This is a genomic window from Secundilactobacillus collinoides DSM 20515 = JCM 1123, assembly GCF_001435975.1.
Classification (GTDB): Bacteria; Bacillota; Bacilli; order Lactobacillales; family Lactobacillaceae; genus Secundilactobacillus; species Secundilactobacillus collinoides.
The window spans coordinates 1-15717 of the sequence record NZ_AYYR01000029.1 but is presented as its reverse complement, the minus strand read 5'-3'; the positions used below and the strand labels follow the sequence as shown (position 1 = coordinate 15717).

General features: G+C 43.3%; 10 protein-coding genes, 1 pseudogene and 2 CRISPR repeat arrays. Of the genes and pseudogenes, 2 read left to right on the top strand and 9 right to left on the bottom strand.

Going from position 1 to position 15717, the window contains the following annotated elements:
* Positions 1–518 precede the first annotated feature (518 nt).
* The 9 genes and pseudogenes from FC82_RS05975 to FC82_RS05935 all read right to left on the bottom strand — a co-directional run bounded on the left by FC82_RS05975 (position 519) and on the right by FC82_RS05935 (position 12721).
* A complete protein-coding gene (locus tag FC82_RS05975; RefSeq protein ID WP_235809187.1) occupies positions 519–1505 on the bottom strand; it encodes a restriction endonuclease in 987 nt (328 codons plus the stop codon).
* Positions 1506–1939: 434 nt separating this feature from the next.
* A CRISPR array of direct repeats spans positions 1940–3248; the repeat unit is 28 nt; unit sequence GGATCACCCCCGCATGTGCGGGGAATAC.
* A 29-nt stretch (positions 3249–3277) separates the two neighbouring features.
* Entirely contained in the window at positions 3278–4180 is a 903-nt protein-coding gene (gene cas2e, locus FC82_RS05970; protein WP_054759557.1) for a type I-E CRISPR-associated endoribonuclease Cas2e, read from the bottom strand.
* Positions 4177–5130: a type I-E CRISPR-associated endonuclease Cas1e gene (gene cas1e / locus FC82_RS05965; protein WP_056996475.1), complete on the bottom strand. Its 954-nt coding sequence runs from the start codon at positions 5128–5130 to the stop codon at positions 4177–4179. The genes cas2e and cas1e overlap by 4 nt, the downstream gene beginning before the upstream one ends.
* Positions 5131–5134: 4 nt before the next feature.
* Positions 5135–5811 (bottom strand): annotated as a pseudogene (gene cas6e, locus FC82_RS17465) (type I-E CRISPR-associated protein Cas6/Cse3/CasE).
* Between the two features lie 13 nt (positions 5812–5824).
* Positions 5825–6538 (bottom strand): type I-E CRISPR-associated protein Cas5/CasD, encoded by a 714-nt coding sequence (cas5e, locus tag FC82_RS05955; RefSeq protein WP_056996474.1) that lies wholly within the window; start codon positions 6536–6538, stop codon positions 5825–5827.
* Positions 6519–7595, bottom strand: a complete 1077-nt coding sequence (gene cas7e, locus FC82_RS05950) for a type I-E CRISPR-associated protein Cas7/Cse4/CasC (protein WP_056996473.1) — start codon at positions 7593–7595, stop codon at positions 6519–6521. Before cas7e ends, cas5e begins: the two co-directional genes overlap by 20 nt.
* On the bottom strand, positions 7595–8221 hold the full coding sequence (gene casB, locus FC82_RS05945) for a type I-E CRISPR-associated protein Cse2/CasB (RefSeq protein ID WP_056996472.1): 627 nt from the start codon (positions 8219–8221) through the stop codon (positions 7595–7597). Before casB ends, cas7e begins: the two co-directional genes overlap by 1 nt.
* Before the next feature lie 8 nt (positions 8222–8229).
* The gene (locus FC82_RS05940; RefSeq protein WP_056996471.1) at positions 8230–9951 is read right to left on the bottom strand and encodes a type I-E CRISPR-associated protein Cse1/CasA; all 1722 of its coding nucleotides are present in this window, start codon (positions 9949–9951) and stop codon (positions 8230–8232) included.
* Entirely contained in the window at positions 9944–12721 is a 2778-nt protein-coding gene (locus FC82_RS05935) for a CRISPR-associated helicase/endonuclease Cas3 (RefSeq protein ID WP_056996514.1), read from the bottom strand. The genes FC82_RS05940 and FC82_RS05935 overlap by 8 nt, the downstream gene beginning before the upstream one ends.
* A gap of 391 nt (positions 12722–13112) precedes the next feature.
* Positions 13113–13749: direct repeats of the CRISPR family, unit length 28 nt; unit sequence GGATCACCCCCGCACATGCGGGGAATAC.
* Positions 13750–13956: 207 nt separating this feature from the next.
* Here FC82_RS05935 and FC82_RS05930 point away from each other — a divergent pair.
* Together FC82_RS05930 and FC82_RS05925 are read left to right on the top strand one after the other, a co-directional pair.
* Entirely contained in the window at positions 13957–14874 is a 918-nt protein-coding gene (locus FC82_RS05930; protein ID WP_065101435.1) for a metal ABC transporter solute-binding protein, Zn/Mn family, read from the top strand.
* 198 nt (positions 14875–15072) lie between these two features.
* A complete protein-coding gene (locus FC82_RS05925; RefSeq protein ID WP_054759553.1) occupies positions 15073–15630 on the top strand; it encodes a TIGR01440 family protein in 558 nt (185 codons plus the stop codon).
* Positions 15631–15717 lie beyond the last annotated feature (87 nt).

Here is a 15717-nt window from a genome sequence, read left to right as displayed (position 1 = left end):
TTTTAGTTGTTCCTCTAATTGCATGATTTCTTCCATTCTGCAGTAACTACGGTACGGGATTTGCGATAGTTGACCAACCAACTAGAGTGATACGGAGAATGTGTTACACGGAAAAACCGGTCGTATTCTTAACAAATACAGCCGGCCTTAATATAATCAATTTAACCTCATCGATACTAACACCCAACTAAAACTTTAGATGAATGCCAGATCATATTTTCATTTTATAACAACCAAATCTCATTTTAAAGTGTTTTGAATATTTTAGGTCTGGACAGGTTGTACCGGTTTTTCATCGTGAGACTGTTTCACGAATAACGAGGTGGCCTACGCTAGAATTCGTTGCGGCATTGATAGCTTTTCACATTCTGCTATTAGTTATCCCCATAATTGCATAATTTTTTCTCCTCTGAAATAGCTAAGATACTGGATGGGAGACTGTTTGCCAAGTACTTGAGATGCGTCATGCATAGGATTATTTGCTAATAGAATTTATCGTCCACTTTAAAGCCAAAATATTATTCAATTTCAAAATAGTCCTCATCAATTGTAAACAAATCGTAGTGTCTTTTAACTTGAACACCGACTTGAAATTGCAACATTAAATCAGTCAATTCCAAACCATCAATTAGCACAATTGAAAAAGATTTCGCAGTGACTTTGGCCTGTTCTGAAAAACTTGAAGTTGTAATAAAAACACCACGATCAGCGTGTTCACGAGATAACGCACCATAAAAAGCATCAATGGCAGGACGTTGAACAATATTGGCAGCCTGATAACGCTTAGCCTGAATGTACACGGTGCTTGTCCCAAGTGCATCTTGATTAATAACACCGTCTATACCCCCATCATGAGTGCTTGGAGTAACGATTGAAGTGCCATTCACACCTTTATAACCCATTTTAACAAGGAGATTAACCACCAAGTGCTCGAAAAACTTGGGATCAGCTTCTCTTATGCGAGTGAGTAATTCATCCGCAATTTTTTGATTATGGTCAAAGATTGTTTTTTCAACTTCATTGATAGCATTTGCGGTTGAGGAAAGAGGTTGTCCCGGCTGCTTCTCATTTGGTGCGACATTATTATTTCCGGTCGATTTACGTTTTTTCATCTCTTTCAAATGAGCTTGATAATTCGGCTGACTATGAATAATTTTTGCGTCCAACTGATATCCGTATTGATTAAATAATTGTTTTCCCAACTCGGTAACCTGGTAGATACCTCGCTTTGGACGAATGAAGAGTCCAGCAATTGCACTGTCTGATAATGCCCAGCTCACTCTACCTTCAATCACTGAATCATCGGGATATTTTTCAGACTTAAGGTTTCGCAGTCTATCTGGCAAGTTCAAATAATCTGAAACAACTACTTGAAGTTCCTTTGATTTCCATTCTTTCTGTGTTAGCGCTAATTCAATCGTTACGCCAATTAAACCATCCCAAGTTGGCATTCCGTATTTTCCTAACTTTAATTTTGTATACTCAAATTCTTTATTTGGTGTCAATGTTTGTCATCTCAATTATTTTTGTGGGTTTTATTTCTTATATATTAGCTTATCATCTATTAGAATTAATTTATATATAAAAGTTAATATTAATCTATGACCAATTGTTATAAGATGCCTCAATCATACTAGTACGTATTGATTCGTCTCTATTTTGATGGTAAAAAATCCGGAAACGATTTAAATATTTCAATATAATGAACTTTTATCTCTTATCGATACTAACAGTTACTTAGAGCATTAAATAAAGGTCAGATTTTTTCACAACCATCTCACTCTTTTAACCACTGTAGGTATTAATGAATACTACATCAGCAACAACACCGAACATAACAGAAAACACTCGGATGACTATCAAGCTTAACCTTGCCACCCATACCCCGCATGTGCGGGAGAATACTATAGGGGTAATGTGAGACGCATTCTGCTGCATGGGATCACCCCCGCATGTGCGGGGAATACCCTGTCACTAAGTCGACCAAGGTCACTCAATCAGGATCACCCCCGCATGTGCGGGGAATACATCGAGGTTGAGCATACCGTCCATGCCGTACTGGGATCACCCCCGCATGTGCGGGGAATACAACGACTGTCACGACCAGTTCTGTTGAACGCGGGGATCACCCCCGCATGTGCGGGGAATACTCGTGAGGCGGTTCATAATCTCGCCGGTCGTAAGGATCACCCCCGCATGTGCGGGGAATACACGAGACGCCACCACGAGCTCGTGATACGTCGGGGATCACCCCCGCATGTGCGGGGAATACAGGCTTATCAGTCAATGGTGGTTCGATTGTTAAGGATCACCCCCGCATGTGCGGGGAATACCTAAAGACAATGACACTACCACTATCGGCGATGGGATCACCCCCGCATGTGCGGGGAATACAAAGTCAGCTTCCACAGCATCAAGATAGGTGTAGGATCACCCCCGCATGTGCGGGGAATACATTTCTCAAACGCGACTTTGTATACGCAAGGCAGGATCACCCCCGCATGTGCGGGGAATACTCGATGGTGACACAGGCAATATCGGTCGAAATGGGATCACCCCCGCATGTGCGGGGAATACCATGTACGTGATTTCAGGCATGCCGTTATTGCAGGATCACCCCCGCATGTGCGGGGAATACCACTGGCATAGTAAAGACATCGTCCTTGATCGAGGATCACCCCCGCATGTGCGGGGAATACGCCCTGTATCGGGACGAAATGAATGTTGCTCAGGGATCACCCCCGCATGTGCGGGGAATACAACGTTGAAATACGTGTGCGTGTGTCGTGCATAGGATCACCCCCGCATGTGCGGGGAATACCAAAATGGGTAGACACAGTTTTAAGCGGTTAGAGGATCACCCCCGCATGTGCGGGAAATACTTTGTTTCCTTGTCCCTTTCGACACTTTATATAGGATCACCCCCGCATGTGCGGGGAATACTCTCTTAGTCACCATCGGCACCGGCTTTCTGATGGATCACCCCCGCATGTGCGGGGAATACGCCCCGCGACAACCACTGCAACGCCAAATGAAAGGATCACCCCCGCATGTGCGGGGAATACACCTCATCACGTTTCTGCAACGGTCGCTGGCAGGGATCACCCCCGCATGTGCGGGGAATACGTCACACGGAAACTCAAATTGACAGCTGGTGAGGGATCACCCCCGCATGTGCGGGGAATACCCGTCATCACATCCCCGTGCTGGCAATCAGCAGGGATCACCCCCGCATGTGCGGGGAATACACTAAACAAATCCCACTATAGCAGCATTCTTAAAATCGCAAAACCCGTTTTTTTATGAGTTGCTCTGCTAACTCATAAGTTGCTTGAGCATCCGCCAATGCATTATGTGGATGTTCATTTTTAATTTTATATGTTTCCAACACTGTTTTTAACCGGTAATTATCTAAAAATTGGTTATTCTTTTTCACAACGGGCATCAAATCATAAAAATGATTGGCCAAAATTGACAACCTAGTTTTTCGAAAGCTTGCCGTTAAGAAACTTTCGTCAAAATGAACGTTGTATCCAATCAGAGGTGAGTCACCAATAAATTTTTGAAGTCCACTTAGGGCATCTTCTAAAGGTATACCCTCAGAAATCAATTGTTCTGACGTTAAAGTCGTTAACTTTGTTATGGCTGCCGGAATTTTTTGATTGATGTTAATCAGTTGATAAAATTTTTCAACAGCAATACCGGACGATTTGACAGCACCAATCGCTATTATGTTATCTGTAGCAACATCTAGGCCTGTTGTTTCAATATCAATTGAAACGAACGGTTTTGACTGGATGCTAATCTCTTGTCCCTCACCACTTTTACTTTCGACCCGTTTCGACATTACCTTTGCTTTATGAAATTTAGCAGCATTGCTGAAACCGTGCTTAATTGGCTTATCTGCAGAAACCAAATGCATCATCAAGGGAATGCCATCATAATCCACCACTTCTCTATCGGGTCGAGTTGTTTTAAAAGTGTACCCCAGTTCGTTGTTGATATTGTAAACCATAGTTGCCTGTCCGTTACCGATATCTCTCATAATGCGGTTCCATAATTCATCCCTGATTTTAGCAGTTACATTGCCAACATAAACACCGGTTTGAATTTCCTGATACCACTTTGTCAGATCGCCTCGAAGTGAATTAGGCACTTTCGTCAAAGTAATTACAATCATATCGGCGCGTCCGCCCTCATTTCTTGATATTGGACACCCATTTTTTGCAGTCCAAGCTTGTCATCCCACAAATTCAGCACATCAACATCTTCTTTAACATCAGTTTCACCTAATAAAGATTTTAAATCCGCTACCATCCTAACCAGCAACTTGCTTTCCTTGAAAGTATCACGCATGGCTAGTCTCGTTTTCGACGCAATATCTTTATCTGCTCCAAATTTTGCGGTGGTTTTAAATGCAATGGGAATAGAGTACTCCGCCTTATAGAGATCAGCAAAATCGTAAACAAATGAAAGGTCATGGCCCGTGTGAACGAATCCCAATCCCGCAGATGCTCCCAAAGCTGATATCACACTATAACTCAACCCATAAAGTGCTTGATGAGCAGCCGTGAGCGCTTTATTAATTGGCGTTCCCGAATCAAAATCATCGGGATTATATTCCCGACGCGACCAAGCAACTTTTGTTTTCTCGGCTTGATCACGATAAACGCGTCGAACTCTGGCACCCTCCTTTCCCCGGAGTTCTTGCATACTCAGTTTTGACACATCAACATCACCAAAACGCATTTGATACATTTTACGTGCAACTTCAATCCGTGTTTTTGAATTAGAAACAAGTCTCGCCTGAGCCACAAGTAACGATGATGAATGATTCAGTGGCCGTCCGTATGCATATTGGCGCACGCCTTGTTCGCCTGTCCAAACACATCCCATACCGGAAGCACCAATCAGCTCCATCGCGCGATGTGTCACATCCACACCTGGTCCAAGCAATAAGACACTGACAACAGCAGCCGGGACAAAAACCATGCCCCGGCTGTCTGAAACTAATATTGCGCTATCCTGGCGATTTAATTTGGCATGCTCAAGGTAGAGAAATGTTACCCGGTCACGTTCGCGGCCTAATTCAGAAAGTTCTGCTTTCTTGGCGCCAAATTTTTTTGACATTTTATCACCTCTCAGGGATAACCGTCATTAATCCCATCCCAAACGCTTTTTCTCGTCCTAACCCATTGATCAGGGTCTGCTTAAACACTGTCAAATCCTGAATTTGTAACAGTCCTTCAAAGGTCACCCGACTTAGCCGGACACCCCGCCCAGATTTACGATGCAACACTGGATGCTCACGGTTTACAATATCAAACGCTAGATCATCCTGATCTGTTGCGTCAGATAATTCTTGACTAACGAGTTTAAACCCAGCCTTGTCAGCTCGTTGTATTAACCATTTCCGCTGTTGTTCTACTGTGACGTGCGGGTAAACGCGCCCTCGCTTTTCCCCCGTATGACTCACTGCATAGCTTGGATTTGCAGTAAGTCTAAATCGCATCAATTCATCTGGTCATCTGGTTGTAACTGATTCAAAAACTGATCATAATTCTTCGTCATTTCGGTACCAGGAACACCATACCGGGACAGTGCCTGCAGATCCGGTTTGTTTTGACTTAATATCAACAAATATTCACGACCAGCGATTTGGTCTAGTCGCCATAAATGTCGTAGTCGCTCTCCCTGTTTCATCTCTTCAGGGAAACTCTGTTCAACCCAGTCATGATAGGCACCTAAGTGAGTTAAGCTCTTAATTTGTTGACGATTATTATTCGCCCTTTCAACTCTCGATAAAAACATAGGGTCCTCCTTTCTAGATAATATTAAAGACGTCATGATCCGTGTCAGCTGTCGTTTTTTCAAAGCTCTGATTCGTCAACTGAATTCTTTGACTGGCAATTGCTCGAAAACTTAATTGTCGGTGACGCTGATCAAAGGAAATCACGTTGTCCTTCGCTAATCCGCTAGTGTGAAGAGACTTCGGTAAAAGATCGGCATCTGCAATCAAATCGACACTAACAACAGATTCTTTTTTTTGACGTTGAAACCATGTTGATGCCTGCCACTCAAGATTACTTAAGGCCTGTACTGGATTTTCATCAGCAACGGTGTGTAATTTCAACGGACCCGCAGGAACATTTGCACGGCGACCCAAAAACAATTGGAATTTTGGGTGTCTTAATGCATCCGCAAGTTCGTCGATCAATTGTGAATCATCACTGCCCACAGCTGCGACAAAGACGGCATCCTGTAAATAGTCTCGATAAGTGATTTTTCGGGTTCCTTTTTTCCATTCAACTGTTTGGTAATCGGTCAATGTTCGTCCTGGCTGGTCAACTCGTACGGCAAATTTAAGATCGTTCAACGCTGTGATCCGGTTGTCATCGCGTCGGTATCCCATGGCAGCAGCGAGCATTCCGATAACCGCACTCTTGGAAGGATAATCACTCGAGGTTCGGCGGGAAAACGAGGCCTCATTTCCGTATGATTGTAACGGTGAGTTGAAATTAATCGTTAGTGTTTTCATCCTGCACCGCCTTTTTTAACCCATCGGTGACGCTTTGCAAAAGCTCAGTGACATTAGCGACTTTGTCACCATCGTTGGTATCAAATTTACTTAAGACCACACTTAATTTTGGTGTATCGACAAAATCCTGGCTGGTTTCAAACTCTTTTTCAAATTTTTGAATTGATTTTTTAACATAACCATCTTTTGACTTAACTGGTTCTTCAAAAGCCGAAACAAGGTTCACTGGTGTATCCGTCCGCAAATTAACCATGACATAGCTTGGAAGCGTTTTGTTAGCAAACGTATTTTGCTTACCAGTCGGCATTGTTAATAAAAATTCTTTCACAAACGACACTGCACCAGTGATTGCACTGTCTTGGTCCAGGTTGTAGGCCAATTCGTTAATATTTATGTTTGCGTAACGATAAAGTGTAGAGGAATTGAATTCCAAGCTTCCGAGCATGGCTGCACCAGCGTTATCCTCTGGTTGAAGATCATCCAAGGCCGTGAAGTAATCATACTCCGGGACGATCTCATGTGTTGAAAGTGCATGCGCAACCTGAGCAGATGCATCTACATTTAGTTCCGGATTATCGGCTACCATCCGCCCAAATAAGGCGAGATCTAAAGATTGATCGCCGTTTAACACATTCTTAAGCGCTTTTTTATCAAAAGTATCGTTATTCAGCGCATACTGTGCTAATTTTTCGATTTGGCCATGACTAACAAGTAAAAGTGCACCTGTTGAGTTCGTTTTTTTATCTAATTTAACGCCAGCCGTCTTGAAAAGGTCAGCGGTTTTTTCAGTGGCATCCTCATCACTTAAACTTGAATCTAGTTTAATCAATTCATCTTTCAATAATTTAGCGGCTTCTTTAGTACGAATTCCGGCAGAAACATTTTCTTCTTTAAAACCTTGTCGAACCGCACGTTTCCAACTTTGTGAGGAAACCCGAGCACGCGTCACGCCACCATAAAGCGCTGTCTTTGGGGCACCTGTATCGTCACGATTAATGTTGGATGATGGGACGGTTTGAATCACATGAACATCAAGATATAAATTTTTGGTTGTCATTAGTTTTTCTCTCCTTTAGTTTGTGAAGACTCTACATTTGAATAATACTGACGACCCCAAGTAAGTCGCACTTGATTAGCCGATTCATAACTAAATTGAAAATGAAAAAGATCGCCTGCTAGGCGCGCGTAGTCAATCTGTTGGTTTCGTTGACTGGCCTTTAGAATGGACACTAGATGGGTCAGTGAGTTGATTACACTGGTGACGTTAGTTGTGGCTAGTAGCGCTTTGACCCGACGATCAAGAGCAACTTGAATATTCTCATTGAGTCGAAGTTGTGCTAGAGCTTTAAAAAACAACGTGCCTTCCGCCTCATCACCATAAGCTCTTCCATAGACGCAAGCTTCTGTCCCTTGCTGATGAATGGCGTAGAGTCGAATTGCTGCAAAAGCGGCAGTTTCAGCGTACGTTGGTTCACCAGTTCTGCTCAACTTAGGGGCAAAAGTCTCTGAAACTATCGCCGGCGTTTCTATTCCCGCCATGATAATTGGCCAGACCGCCTGGGCCTGCGGGCTTTCTAAGGAAACCGCATGGCGCGCACTAGCTAATACTGCTTTATTAGGATTGCCGTGATCATAAAGTTGTTGCAGCATTTGATCAACAGAACCCGTTATTGTTTTTGCCATAAATTAAATCACCCCTCTAAATGTTTTTGAACGTTGTGCCGTAGGTAATTATTTGCCGTAAAAATATTTATTTCTCTACTCTTCTCTTTAGTGGTCACAATAATGCCTGTTATATCTCGAGATGTACTAGTCTGCATAAAAGCTTCGGCCGAATCCAAAACAATCTGTCGCAGGTCATGCTTCCACGCCAATTCTTTAGCGTCTCGATCATCATCGTTTGACAGACTCGCTAGCCAAAGCTTAAACGGTGTGTTCAATTGCTCATAAAAGGTTGCACTTTGTTGACTCGCAAAGGATCGTGCATCAAGATTGCGAATTTGCCCAATAGTGGCCGCGAATTGCCAAAAATCCTTGCCAATTTGTTGCGTCGTGTCAATCATATTTTCAATACGAATTGGCCAACGTTGCGTGCCCTCGGTATCAAACAAGACATCCGCTCTAATCGTTAAATCATCGGTGACCTCAACGACCGGTGCCTGTGACGTTGCATTGCCATCACTAACCAGCACAGCACTTATTAAATTCAAATGCCGATTTTTTTCAATTAACCCTTTGTTTTTAAGTGCGTGTAGCCAAGTGACCAATCCTGGTTCCACTCCGGTCACGTTTCCATCAGTTTTTTCAACGTTAATGTACTGCCCAAAATTACGCCACATGGCAATGCCAAGCGACCGAGTACTTTTCACCGCTGGTTTAAGGTCATCGGCACCTCCCTGCGCATCGTGCTTCCAGGTTGACATTGGTTCAACCTTAAACGCATTTTCGCTACTGTACATCGGCAGACCAGCGCTGAAAATAGTTGGCTGCTCATTTTCGTCCCATTCAATGTGTAACAGCCGTGCCCATGCGGTATAAAGACTTGATACATCATCTGGCAAGATCATTTTTTTACGCTCAGTCACGTAGTCATTGATGTTGTCATATTCCCAGACGGGCTTCTGTTGGATATAGTGGTCTTTGGTGTCCTGATTGAACAAAATAAGATTCAGCATTAATGTTTCAAAAACTGACTGTCCCTTTGCAGCCACCGGGTTTAGCTTGTACAACCAGCCAGCAGGTGTCGAAAATTTTTCATCAGTTTCAATTTTGGTTTTATCCGTTACACCAGTAAAGTTTTGATACGTTATCAACCAGCGAGTGAGTTCATCTAAAGCAATTTTGTTTTTTTCATCCTCGGATTTAGGTGTAAATAACGAGGGCGTGTTGTTACTTTCTGAAATCAGTCGATTCATTTGCTTGATTGATACTGTTCCAGAGCCGCTTGCAACCTTTTTCTTAGTCGGAACCAATAGGTCATATTGGTCCGCAGTTACTTGATAAAAAGGCTGTGAGCCAAATAAATCAAATTGCTTTTGGTGTTGATTCAAATATCGAATAACAATTTCAGAAAAATGACCTGCCTGAAACAATTGATGCCACGTCTCTTGTAAATCACTTTGATCGTATTCATCGTCATCAACAGATTGACTAACTTGCAGTGCTTCCTTATCGACATCAAGCCATTCATACGGTTCATCATTCGCATCGAATCGTGAATAAACGGTCGTTAAAATTGCCAGCAAGAACCGAAGAATGGCCAAATCCTGTGACCGCATTTCCCCAGCGAGCTGGCGATAATTTTGTGCCTCCTGAAAAAATTCGGTCAAGGAGACAAGTTTTTCTTGATTCGTGTCTTTCTCAATCACTTTAATCCATGGATCGATAACCAAGTTGAACGATTGTTTACTCATTTTCATCCTCCTTCTCATAACTCAGACCAAATTTTGACGAATAATGAAGCCGCCAATTATCGAGCTGAGCCGTATTTTCTTCATTCAGTGGGAGCGCAAGAGCGCCTCGCAGCCAACGACTCTCCTGCCAATTAGGATAATAGTTACCGGTTTGTGTTTCCAAATCTGAAATAATTTGATCAATCCTATAGCTTGGTGTCACCGCGAGTGGCAACCTCACAACCTGTTGTGCTATTTTGACCGGTGGCACGTTATTGATGTTTTGACCAGTCAACAAGAAATCGCCATTATTCGTGTGTTTAATCAAAATAACTTCTAACGTTTCTTGAATATCACGCACGGCCGCGTTTGCCTTCTGTTCGTCTACGTCAACGCGCCTTTGACCGCGACTTAACCAACCGTGAATGGTTGCGTCGTCATCAGATGCCGATACCGTCAAATTGGGCGCCTCAATCTGAAAAATTTTGGCCTTCTTTTCTTCTTTTTCCAAGTCGGTTTCAAATTTCTCTTGGGCACTGTCAAGACCGTCTACTAGTTTATCCGTTTCAGAATCATAGACTGCTTGCACTAAGCGGGAAATATCATTCGGTAATTCAATTGTTTTAGCCAAATAATGATCTGTTTTCATTAATAAATATTTTTCGTAAATCGATTCGTTGGCATCGCCATAATCGCCATAACCACTGATGCCCATAACATACAAGTGTGGATTTTTCAGCTTGCTCGGCCGCTCAATATCATGACGATGCAAACGCCCAGCACGCTGTAAAATCAGATCCATCGGCGCTATATCTGTATACATGACGTCAAAATCAATATCTAATGATTGTTCCAGTACCTGTGTCCCGATCACAATCATTTTGTCCGGACGTTTAGCATGCTTACCAATCGCGTCCTCCAGTTCTCGTTCCCTTGCAACTCGGTCCGGTGCTAAAAATGCAGAGTGGAGAACCATCAATGGCACATCCTGTGGAACCAGTTGTGCAAGTGTTTGCGCCCGCTTTACCGTGTTCACAATAATGCCAGCAATCCCGCCACCCTGAAGGTTTTCCAAAACTGAGTGAATGACCTCTTCGTCATCTGCCTGAACTCTTGTGACTTGCAGGGAGAGGGCTTTTTGATCGCTTTGACCAGAAAAATCTGTAATTTGTTTAATTTCTTTACCGTCAAAAATACTTAGAAGCGGATAAGCTTGATTATCTTGCCAGTTATCTGGCGCAACGACGTTTTTTTTGAAATGTTTCCCATATTTACCCTTGTAGTATTTTTCAAGCAAAGCATTACGCTTCTTTTTAGGTAGCGTCGCAGACAAAATGACAATTGGCACATGATAAGCGGCCAACCATTCAACTGCCTTATACAGGTATTGACTCATGTAAATGTCATATGCATGCACTTCATCAAGAATAACGACTTTGTCGCTTAACCCAAGGTGTTTTAAAAACAAGTGTTTTTGTTTCAAGCCTAAGAGCAAAAAATTATCAATGGTTCCGACCGTAAACTTGCTTAGAATCGACTTTTTACCAGCAAACCAGCTATTAACAACCACTGAACCCAGATCATCAACATTCGATGCATTCGGGATTGCCTGATAATCTTCATTAAATGCTGCTTTCCCATGCATTAACTTAATGTCAAAATTATCATTCTGTGTTTTAGCAAGCTTTTTTAACCACTCTTCTACCCGTTCAAACATCGCATTACTAGTGGCTTGTGTGGGTAATCCCATGAAGATACCATCACAACCTGTTTTATAGGCTAGCTGTTCTGCTGCAACTAAGGCGATTTCCGTTTTGCCCAGTCCCATCGGAGCTTCGATAATCACCATTCCGGGGTCAGTTGTTTTCTCAATTGCTTCAGTCATGGTCTTTTGAACCGGACGGGCATTGAAACCCCAGCGTTTTTGATAAGGATCCGCTTCAATACCTACCTGAGCAGGTACCCATTCTCCGCTCTGATACCAAGCCGAAATTGCGTTTCTAAAACGGCTACTCATATCAATGTCAGACCACGTTTGGTTCAAACCAATCAAAGGGAATAACGGTGTGTTTTCCGAATCGTCTAACGACTCACTAGAGGCCAGCCAATCAGCCATAATCAGCAGTCCCTCCAGCAATACTGCCTCAGGCTGATTAATATCAGGAATTTCATCGACACTATCGTAACCTGAACTGCTCAGGCCATATTTAAATAACTGTTCCTGCACACTTTGCCAGTTTTGCTGAATCGTTTTGTCAGCTTCACTTTTGGCCACGTCTACCTGCATATAGTTGGCAGTATAGGTATCTATCTGTTGCGTCTGTGGCGAATCCTCTGGGCGACCGTGGTGCCCGCCAATGATTGCAGTCACTGATTCTGGAACGCCTCGAAAATCTAATAATGCTTCACCAGCGCGCGCATGTTGTGATTTACGAGAATCTGACAAGGTCACATCATCTAAACCCGTAAAACCTTGGCGGATTAGCATTTCTAAAAGTTCCGCGTCAAGGCCAAGATCTCCGTCAAACGACCGCTTCGTTTGAAAGACCGGTGTGGCTTTCCCAATGTCATGCGTAAAGCCAATAAACTTAACAAGTCTTTCCGCGTCCTCTTCGGAAAACCGTTGCGTTAATAATTGTCTTTGCCCAGGACTAAACCAATGATTAAAAAGCCAATTTATCGTACTCTGTGTATCACTGAGATGAGTAATTAGTGGTAACCAGTAATGCTCACCATCCTCAGACCGTTTTTTAGCCCAAAGACTTGTCGCTTGATTCGTTAAAGTAACCAGAACTATCACACTCCTTTATTCCCGATACATGTATCTACGTTATCAATCCTCTCTAGTTTTATATTTTTTATACGTTTTTTCGACAGTGAATCCCCCTACAGAATCAACTGTCTACACATATAAAAAATCACTTATCCTTATATTAATTTAAAAACGTTTTTATGCATAGAATTATTTTTGTTTTTTAATTTTTTTCATGTTCACCGTATGTAAAACAAAAAACGCATGCATTGTCAAGTGTAGACTTTGCATGGTTTCTTATTATTTTGTGATACAAAATAAATTGTCTACAAAAAAATTCAATCGAAACGCATGATATCGTTTCTTTGGTATTCTCCTCCACATGTGCGAGGAATACGGTCTTTATCCCCGATTCATATTCGGACGCTTAGGATCACCCCCGCACATGCGGGGAATACGTGAGCTTGTGACGGGCAAAGCCGGAGAAGATAGGATCACCCCCGCACATGCGGGGAATACTGAAAATCAGAAATTGGGAATTTTCGGCTGGAAGGATCACCCCCGCACATGCGGGGAATACTCTTCCAGCGCTTGTACATGCTTGTTAAACTCAGGATCACCCCCGCACATGCGGGGAATACGAAAACCCAAGGCAACCCGTTGACTGGCTTCCGGGATCACCCCCGCACATGCGGGGAATACCCAGCGTCTTTAGCACTGGCGTACACGTTGTAGGGATCACCCCCGCACATGCGGGGAATACAGCAAGATTGCATTACTCAGGTCTTCCTGACTGGGATCACCCCCGCACATGCGGGGAATACACAATATCCCAGCTATCGAGCATGAATGTGACGGGTCACCCCCGCACATGCGGGGAATACTGCGGTTACAACTCCAGCAAAAATCGTCATATGGGATCACCCCCGCACATGCGGGGAATACTTAAAGAAATTGCTTGGGATAAACACAACAAAGGGATCACCCCCGCACATGCGGGGAATACTGAAAATTTCATAAATGTTACCTCCTTTTTTGAGGATCACCCCCGCACATGCGGGGAATACACTAAACAAATCCCATCAAATCAACATTTCAAAATCAGCAAAACGCGTTTTTTTATGACTTGGTCACCAAATGATCACCCAATTAAGATTCTAATATACTTGTTGCAATTAAACTAGGAAAATAAAAACGCAATTGCAATTCGCGTTAAAATCTGCGAAGATGAAAGTCTAAGCGTAACAATTACTTTTTAACTTGGGGGCTTGATTTTGACTATTCGTCAACATCACATCACTCGTTTTTTATTCGTTTTTGCAAGTCTATTCCTATTAATTGTACTGACAGGTTGCACAAACACCAAATCGACAACTCGTTCTGCAGCAACTCACAAAATCCATGTAGTCACTTCCTTAGACTTCTACGGTGAGACCGCCAAAGCCGTCCTCGGTGACAAGGGTACAGTAAAATCTATCATCAACTCCCCCAGCATGGATCCACACGAATACGAAGCCACAACGAAAACAGCCAAAATCGTCAGCGATGCTGATGTCATTATTTACAACGGTCTGGGCTACGACACATGGATGACGCGCATCGCAACGGACACGACCCACACGACAAAGATCAATGTTGGCCAAACGGTCATGGGCAAACCAGTCGATGCGAACCAGCACATTTGGTACAATCTAAAAACGATGCCGAAGCTGGCAAATTATCTCGTCAAAAAATATGCAAAACTTCAGCCTCAAAATAAGGCTTACTTTAAACGAAATGCGAAGCAGTACATTGCCTCACTAAAACCGCTCAAAGAGAAACTCAATCAGCTCAAGAAAAACGCTACCGGTGAAAAGGTCGACGTCAGCGAGCCAGTTTTCGATTACACCCTGCACGATCTCGGTTACACGATTGCTGATAACGGGTATTCACTAGCGGTCGAAAACGACACGGACCCTTCCCCTTCAGAAATCAAAGCTATGCAGTATGACATCAAAGCGCACAAAATCAAGTTCTTTGTCGTCAACACCCAGGAAATCAACCAAATCACCAAAAACATGATGACCCTTGCTAAAAAGAACAACGTTCCAATCCTAAAAGTCACTGAATCTATGCCAACTGGTAAAACTTACGAAAGTTGGATGATGAGTCAGTTTAATCAACTCGAAAAAATTCAAAACAAGGTTAAATAACATCAACCGGTTCGCTCAGCAATCACTGCCGAATGAATCGGTTTTATTTTGAATCAGTCGAATGGCCGGACTTTGACAACATCCGCCCACTGTATCGTCTTTTAATCTAATTTTCATTTTCCGTGCTGAGTTGATTGTAATTTTCTGCTTCCCAATGTATAGTAGGCATAATGATTACAAGCATAAGGAGAGAGAGACATGGATCTAGATACCATTAAAAACCAATTAACCCAAGCCCTCAGCGACTACTTCGATAAGGTGACCCTCCCGGAAAACGGCCTTTTCGTTCTCGGCTGCAGTACCAGCGAAGTGGCCGGCGCTTGGATGGGGCATGCCTCCAGCCAGGATGTAGGCGACACGATTATTGACACATTACTTCCTATATTAACTGAGCACCACGTTGCGCTCGCCGTCCAAGGCTGCCAGCACATCAACCGTGCCCTCCTCATGGAACGTGAAGTGGCTGACCGGCGCGGATACGAAATCGTGTCCGTTGTCCCTTCCCTGCACGCAGGCGGCGCAGCTCAGATTGCTGCCTACCGGACCTTCAAGGATCCCGTTGAAGTGGAACACATCGTTGCTGACGGCGGCATGGACATTGGCGACACCCAAATCGGCATGCACGTCAAATTTGTTCAAATTCCGATTCAGACCAGCGTGAAAGAAATCGGCGAGGCCCACACGACCTACCTGACTTCCCGTCCTAAACTAATTGGCGGCGCACGGGCAATTTATGAATTTCCGGATGAAATTTAGGTTGGTTTCCCCTGTAAATGGACTTTACGAATTCCCCCGATTTAAAATTGAAGTGCAACACTTGATAACTAGACCAATTAGACTAGC

Coding starts and splice junctions, on each gene's coding strand:
- cas1e (WP_056996475.1), bottom strand. CDS start 5,130: ATGTCAAAAAAATTTGGCGCCAAGAAAGCAGAACTTTCTGAATTAGGC.
- FC82_RS05940 (WP_056996471.1), bottom strand. CDS start 9,951: ATGAGTAAACAATCGTTCAACTTGGTTATCGATCCATGGATTAAAGTG.
- cas2e (WP_054759557.1), bottom strand. CDS start 4,180: ATGATTGTAATTACTTTGACGAAAGTGCCTAATTCACTTCGAGGCGAT.
- casB (WP_056996472.1), bottom strand. CDS start 8,221: ATGGCAAAAACAATAACGGGTTCTGTTGATCAAATGCTGCAACAACTT.
- cas7e (WP_056996473.1), bottom strand. CDS start 7,595: ATGACAACCAAAAATTTATATCTTGATGTTCATGTGATTCAAACCGTC.
- FC82_RS05925 (WP_054759553.1), top strand. CDS start 15,073: ATGGATCTAGATACCATTAAAAACCAATTAACCCAAGCCCTCAGCGAC.
- cas5e (WP_056996474.1), bottom strand. CDS start 6,538: ATGAAAACACTAACGATTAATTTCAACTCACCGTTACAATCATACGGA.